The sequence below is a fragment of the Gammaproteobacteria bacterium genome, assembly GCA_028817255.1.
Classification (GTDB): Bacteria; Pseudomonadota; Gammaproteobacteria; order Porifericomitales; family Porifericomitaceae; genus Porifericomes; species Porifericomes azotivorans.
Window position 1 is genome coordinate 1 of record JAPPQA010000127.1, and the last position, 5701, is coordinate 5701.

Consider the following 5701-nt stretch of genomic DNA (forward strand, 5'->3'; position numbering starts at 1 on the left):
AATAGGACATTTCTACTTTGGTTTTACAGTGCATGTACAGGATCGAGGCCGGCATACGTGCGGGCGAGGCATCGGGCCGTAAAAAAAAGGCGATGCCGGGGCATCGCCTTTTGCCGCGCGGGCGGCGACCTTGCCGTCGCCAGTTGGCGTTCACTTCTCCTGTACGCCAATCCGGCGGGGCTGCGCCGTCGGCTGCTTGCGCAGGACGATCTCCAGGACGCCGTCGCGGCTCTGGGCCTCGATGGAATCCGGATCGGAGGTCGCCGGGATGCGGAAGCGCCGATAGAACGAGCCCTGGGCGCGTTCCAGGCGCAGGCACCCGCGCTCCTCCTGCGCCTGCTCCTCGCGGCGTGCGCCCTTGAGGGTCAGTTCGTTCCCCTCCACCGTGATCTCGATGTCCTTGGGGGCGACACCGGGGACGTCGGCCCGGATCACGTAGCGGTCGGATTCCTCCCGCACATCGATCGCCGGCGCCCAGCCGTTGACGACATTGCCGTCCGCTTCGGCATTCTCCGCGGCGCCCGCCTCCGGCCAGCCGAGCCGGTTCAACTCGTTGCGAAAGCTCCGCAGAATGCTCCACGGTTCGTAGTAGTAAGTGCTCAGATTCATTTCCTACCTCCTGCCGGCCTTTGCCGACGTTTCTGCCTTTATAGATGCGGACGAGGTTGCGGATTTCAAGGGCGCTGCCGGGGCCGGGCCGCCCCCTTGGGTGTACAGTTGGGCAGGGTGACCGGACGGCGCGGGATGGCGGGGAGAAAACGTTACAGCCAGTAGGCGGAGGCGGTCATAATCTTTGCGCAGAGGCGCATCAGGCGCCTGCCGGCGGCATTCGGCGCGACTCCGCCGGCCTCCCGGGCGCTCGCGCCATGGGCCGCCTCTTCTTCGATCATCTGCTGCAGGATGACCCGGCTGGGCGCGTCGGGTGCGGGTAGCCGGCGCAGGTGGCGGCGCAGGTGGTCCAGGACCTGGCGCTCGGTCTCGGCCATGAAGCCCAGACTGCGCCGGTCGCCTCCCGCGGCGCCGACCAGCAGGCCGATGGCGAAAGAGCCGAAGTGCCAGCAGGGGCCCAGACGGCTGGGCGACGCGCCCAGGCCGTACAGCCTCTCCCGGCACCAGGCCAGGTGGTCCCGTTCCTCAGCCGCCGCCTCCCGGAACAGCTGCCGCGCCCGCCGCCCGCGGGCCGCCGCCGCCTGTCCTCGGTACAAACCCTGGGCGCAGACCTCGCCGGCGTGGTTGACTCGCATCAGCCCCTGGGAGACGCGGCGCTGCTCCGGGTCCAGCGCGGGCGCGGGAGGGTCGGCAGGGGCGGCGGCCGGGCAAGGGCGGCGGCCGTCGGCAATGCCGTACCAGCGCCTGAGCGACCGGTCCAGACGCGCGACCAAGCGATCCGGCCACGCCTCCGGGGCGCGGCCCGCGCCCGGCCCCCCGCTACGGGCGGGAATACCGTTGTTGACAGTGTCTGCCGTACTTTCTATCATCTCGCTTTGCCATGCCGTGCCCGGCGCAATCTCTGGCCGTCGCCGGGGCCGTTGCGGTTCCTGGCGCAACCGAATATAAAGACCTGATGCAAACTCTTACGAAGACCTACAGCGCCAAACCGGGAGAAATCCCCCGGCAATGGTACCTGGTGGATGCGGCGGATAAAATCCTGGGGCGCCTGGCCAGCGAAATCGCCAAACGGCTGCAGGGCAAGCACAAGCCGGGCTATACGCCGCACGTGGATTCCGGCGACTACATCGTGATCGTCAATGCGGAGCGGGTGCAGGTGAGCGGCAACAAGCGCAAAAACAAGATCTACTACCGGCACTCCGGTTATCCGGGCGGCCTGAAGTCCGACAGTTTCGAGAGGCTGATCGAGAAGCAGCCAGATCGGGTGCTCAAGCTGGCCGTAAAGCGCATGTTGCCGAAAGGGCCGTTGGGGCGCGCCATGTTTCGGAAGCTGAAGGTGTATGTGGGGACCGCGCACCGCCACGCGGCCCAGCAGCCGACCCCGCTGGAGCTCGGATGAGTACGCCTGCCTTTTACTACGGCACCGGGCGGCGCAAGACTTCCACGGCGCGCGTGTTCCTGCGCCCCGGCCGCGGCAACTGCACGATCAACAAGAGGCCCCTGGAAGAATATTTTGGGCAGGAGATCAGCCGCATGGTCGTGCGCCAGCCCCTGGAATGCGTCGGCGTACGCGCGCAGATAGACGTGTATGCGACGGTTCGGGGCGGAGGGGTGTCCGGCCAGGCCGGTGCGATTCGCCACGGGCTGACGCGCGCGCTGGCCCGGTACAAAGAGGAGTTCTACGCGCCGCTGCGGAAGGCGGGCTTCGTGACGCGGGACGCCCGCGCCGTGGAGCGCAAGAAGGTGGGCCTGCACAAGGCGCGCAAGGCGCCCCAGTACTCCAAGCGCTGAGTTGACGCCGGCGGGTCGCCCCTGCCGGCAAACGCCCCCGGCGGCATGACGCGCCGACGGCCCTCCTCCGGGAACGCCTTGGGGGATCGTCTAACGGTAGGACAGCGGACTCTGACTCCGCCAGTGCAGGTTCGAATCCTGCTCCCCCAGCCACAAAGAAATGCCGCCGAACTGGAGCGTCTTCGGCGCCAACAGAGTCTCCATCGGCGCAATGGCTTGGCGCCGGCATCTTCCTGGGCCTTCGATACGCCATTGCATGGCGAGCAGGAAGGGCGCTTCTTCCTCCGACCCGGTGGGCTGACAGGCGGTTTGTGTCAGGTGTCCTGCGAGAGCCTGATTGTCTGAAGCGTGTCTGTAACGTACTTGGCGGCAGTTTCTTGAATTTCGTCCGCGCCGACGGATAATGGCTGCAAATATTTCGCCCATGAACGACCGGGATGAATGGTGTCCCATTGCGACCGCTGTTGATTACGCCGCCCTTTCCCGGGGTCATGGTTTCCAAATCCATCAATTTGTCTGTTCCATAAAGGCGAATACGCCTCTATCAGTAAAGACTCAGCCAGTGGAATCCAGATGTCATCTACAACGAGGAACCGGCATTTGAAGTCCGCAAGTTTGAGGTTCTCCGTTTGCTCAATCGAGTTCGCATGCTCCCTTAAGCGCTTGAAGAGAGCTTGTTTAGGGTCTGCTCCTAACCCGTAACCTCCTTTTCTCGCGCCGGCGGGAACGGCTTTCCCGACGTAAATCGGCCATGCGTATTTGTCGCCTGTGTTCCGTGCGGTTATTTTTGCATACAGCTTGAAGTCTCCAGTGTAGTAGATCGCGTAAATTCCAGCGCCAACGAAAGATTTCTCAGGTGGCAGATTCCTGATTTTTGTCTCCAACAAGGCATCCGCAACACTTTCCCCAAGATTTTTCTTATTCAGTGGATTAAAGGGCGTTGGTTGCTGTGGATGTTCGCGAGACATATTGTTCGTGTTTAAGCTATTTGCTTTGCTACGCTTCGGCCAACCGCAACAGCCAAATCGACGGGAACCGCGTTTCCAATTTGGCGCATCGCCTCAGTCCATGACCCGCTAAACAAATAATCATCAGGGAATGTCTGTACGCGGGCGCTTTCTCGGACAGTGTAATATCTATACGTTCCATCAGGGAGCGCGATCATATTCTCACCACCAGGAACCCCATGATCTCCCGCTTTTAAGGCTTTTGAAGGCGCGTCGAGCGAACTGCCGGTATGCCCCGGATACGGGCGTGCGCCATCCCGGAATTCATGATTGGCTACCGTTTCCTTTTTGTCGCGCGGGTCGGGGAGGCCGCGAAGCGCGTCTCGAACGGTTCTAGCACGCCGCTCGGCTGGAGGTATGAGGCCGTGGTCCACCTTTAAGCGCCGAATACGGGAGCGTAAACTCTCGGGCATGTTAGGGCGTGACCGCTTGGTCACTCTGTGCTCCTCCCAGTACTCGCCTGTAATCCACTGATCCCAAAGAAGCCGATCAAATGAATGTGTTGGTTTAGGGAACGACCACTCTCGATCCAGATCGGAGCGAAATCCTACGATGAAAACCCGGTGGCGGCGCTGTGGTACCCCATAGTTTACAGAGTCAAGTAAGCGATAAATAACCCGGTAGGATAAATCGCTTGCTCTACCGCTAATATGATGCCTCTCAAGATGGCCCAGGTGAGACTGCCAACTCCTGTCGGTTTTTCGTAGTAATTGAGGGTATGTAAGTTGGAGAATGATATAATTGAAATAATTCGACAAGCTTTCGCGAAGCAGCCCCTTCACGTTCTCGAAAACAAAGCACTTGGGGCGCAATTCCCGGACAGCCCGAATAGCCTCAGGAAACATATCCCGCCTATCTTGATGAGCTTTATGTTTTCCGCCGAGAGAAAACGGTTGACATGGAGGGCCGCCCGCAACCATGTCCACGTGCTCTGATAAGTCCGAGTATTCGATCTCTTGAACGTCATCAGGGAAGAGACGCCATCCCTTTGCCATTGGGTGCCCTAGCGATTGATTAAGGTGAATGGTGGAGCATGCATGTTCGTTGCTCTCGATCAATGCCTTATGATGCCACCCGGTTTGCGCTAACCCGAGTGCGAGCCCACCGGCCCCGGTAAATAATTCGACTGAAGAAAACTGTTTCATTATTCTTTCTCTAAAAACTCTTTAATATCTTTTTTAAGTGTTGCAATATCGTCAATTTGACACTCCCAGATAATCATTGCTTTCCATCCGAGTTTTTCAATCTCGTGTTTGACTTTGGCATCCCGTTCCTTATTTTTGGCGAGCTTTGGCTCCCAGAAGTGTTTCCGGGTTCTGGGCATGCGGTAGTGCCGACAGCCGTGCTGGTGCCAGAAACAACCATGGACAAAAATCACTTTCTTTCGTGGCCGGAAAACAAGGTCTGGTTTTCCGGGGATCCCTGAGACATGAAGACGATACCGGTAACCCATTCCGTAAACGAGCCACCTCACCGTGATCTCAGGTTTTGTGTCGGAGTCGCGAACGCGCGACATTCGCTCGCTTCGCTCCGACGGAGTCAGCGGATCGTAGCGAGGCATCCTTTTCTTGATTTGACGAGCATAGAGGAACGTTGAGTATCGGCTCTCTAGCCAGTTTGCTCCTGGGGTTATTCGCGGGAATGTACGCTTCGGGAAAGTATTCTTGAATCCTTTTTTATTGCGAATTGCGAATTTCCGCAATGGAGACAGGATACCATAGGAGATACTGCCGCGCTACGTTATGCATGGGTCCCGAACTCCGTGATTGCACTGAGCGGAGGGTTTTTCCCGGCAGCGAGGGCGGCGATTCGTCCCGAAATGGAGCGCAACGGCCTGGTCGCAGCAAAGGGGCCGGCCCTATCGGTTGGGCAAGGGAGGAGTTCAGCTGACTCCGCCAGTGCGGGGGCGAATCCTGCTCCCCCGGCCAGAAAGAAATGCCGGGGCAAGCCCGGCATTGTCGGAGATCCCGGGGCTTGTGCGGATTGCATCGTCACTCGGCATCCGAGCGGTGGGCTGACGGGCGGCCTGCGTCAGGTGTCCCGCGGGAACCTGATTGTCTGAAGCGCCTTACTTATTAAGTGGATTAAAGGGCGGCGGTCGCCGTGGATGTTCGCGAGACATATTGTTTCGTGTCTAACAGTCTGTGCAAAAACCCCGCGGGCATCCGGCGAATAAAGTCCATCCGCCATTCCCGCGCCCCCACCTCGCCATTCCTGCGAAACAGTCCGTGTAAAAACCATTCGTGCTTTTTGCAAAGTGGGAAAATAGTGCTCGAAATCGTATGAAATCAGGG

The 5701-nt window shown here is 59.6% G+C and carries 7 protein-coding genes and 1 tRNA gene; 3 read left to right on the forward strand and 5 right to left on the reverse strand.

Going from position 1 to position 5701, the window contains the following annotated elements; all coding sequences use genetic code 11:
- Nucleotides 1–150: 150 nt before the first annotated feature.
- Both OXU43_05640 and coq7 read right to left on the reverse strand, forming a co-directional pair.
- A complete protein-coding gene (locus OXU43_05640) occupies nt 151–609 on the reverse strand; it encodes an Hsp20/alpha crystallin family protein (protein ID MDD9824635.1) in 459 nt (152 codons plus the stop codon).
- A 152-nt stretch (nt 610–761) separates the two neighbouring features.
- Nucleotides 762–1478: a 2-polyprenyl-3-methyl-6-methoxy-1,4-benzoquinone monooxygenase gene (gene coq7 / locus OXU43_05645; GenBank protein MDD9824636.1), complete on the reverse strand. Its 717-nt coding sequence runs from the start codon at nt 1476–1478 to the stop codon at nt 762–764.
- 86 nt (nt 1479–1564) lie between these two features.
- Here coq7 and rplM point away from each other — a divergent pair, with 86 nt between their 5' ends.
- The 3 genes from rplM (at nt 1565) to OXU43_05660 (ending at nt 2553) form a co-directional block, all read left to right on the forward strand.
- Nucleotides 1565–2008 carry a 50S ribosomal protein L13 gene (gene rplM, locus OXU43_05650; protein ID MDD9824637.1) on the forward strand — a complete coding sequence of 148 codons (444 nt, stop codon included), beginning with the start codon at nt 1565–1567 and terminating at the stop codon, nt 2006–2008.
- Nucleotides 2005–2400 carry a 30S ribosomal protein S9 gene (gene rpsI, locus OXU43_05655; GenBank protein MDD9824638.1) on the forward strand — a complete coding sequence of 132 codons (396 nt, stop codon included), beginning with the start codon at nt 2005–2007 and terminating at the stop codon, nt 2398–2400. Before rplM ends, rpsI begins: the two co-directional genes overlap by 4 nt.
- Before the next feature lie 79 nt (nt 2401–2479).
- Nucleotides 2480–2553 (forward strand) — tRNA-Gln (locus tag OXU43_05660).
- Between the two features lie 161 nt (nt 2554–2714).
- Here OXU43_05660 and OXU43_05665 read toward each other — a convergent pair.
- Genes OXU43_05665 through OXU43_05675 form a run of 3 tightly spaced genes read right to left on the reverse strand, consistent with a single transcriptional unit; the run spans nt 2715 to nt 4968 of the window.
- Complete coding sequence (locus OXU43_05665) at nt 2715–3368, reverse strand: Eco29kI family restriction endonuclease (protein MDD9824639.1); 654 nt, start codon at nt 3366–3368, stop codon at nt 2715–2717.
- 11 nt (nt 3369–3379) lie between these two features.
- Nucleotides 3380–4552 (reverse strand): DNA cytosine methyltransferase, encoded by a 1173-nt coding sequence (locus OXU43_05670; GenBank protein ID MDD9824640.1) that lies wholly within the window; start codon nt 4550–4552, stop codon nt 3380–3382.
- Nucleotides 4552–4968: a very short patch repair endonuclease gene (locus OXU43_05675; protein ID MDD9824641.1), complete on the reverse strand. Its 417-nt coding sequence runs from the start codon at nt 4966–4968 to the stop codon at nt 4552–4554. The genes OXU43_05670 and OXU43_05675 overlap by 1 nt, the downstream gene beginning before the upstream one ends.
- Nucleotides 4969–5701 lie beyond the last annotated feature (733 nt).

Coding starts and splice junctions, on each gene's coding strand:
- OXU43_05640 (MDD9824635.1), bottom strand. CDS start 609: ATGAATCTGAGCACTTACTACTACGAACCGTGGAGCATTCTGCGGAGC.
- coq7 (MDD9824636.1), bottom strand. CDS start 1,478: ATGATAGAAAGTACGGCAGACACTGTCAACAACGGTATTCCCGCCCGT.
- rplM (MDD9824637.1), top strand. CDS start 1,565: ATGCAAACTCTTACGAAGACCTACAGCGCCAAACCGGGAGAAATCCCC.
- rpsI (MDD9824638.1), top strand. CDS start 2,005: ATGAGTACGCCTGCCTTTTACTACGGCACCGGGCGGCGCAAGACTTCC.
- OXU43_05665 (MDD9824639.1), bottom strand. CDS start 3,368: ATGTCTCGCGAACATCCACAGCAACCAACGCCCTTTAATCCACTGAAT.
- OXU43_05670 (MDD9824640.1), bottom strand. CDS start 4,552: ATGAAACAGTTTTCTTCAGTCGAATTATTTACCGGGGCCGGTGGGCTC.
- OXU43_05675 (MDD9824641.1), bottom strand. CDS start 4,968: ATGCCTCGCTACGATCCGCTGACTCCGTCGGAGCGAAGCGAGCGAATG.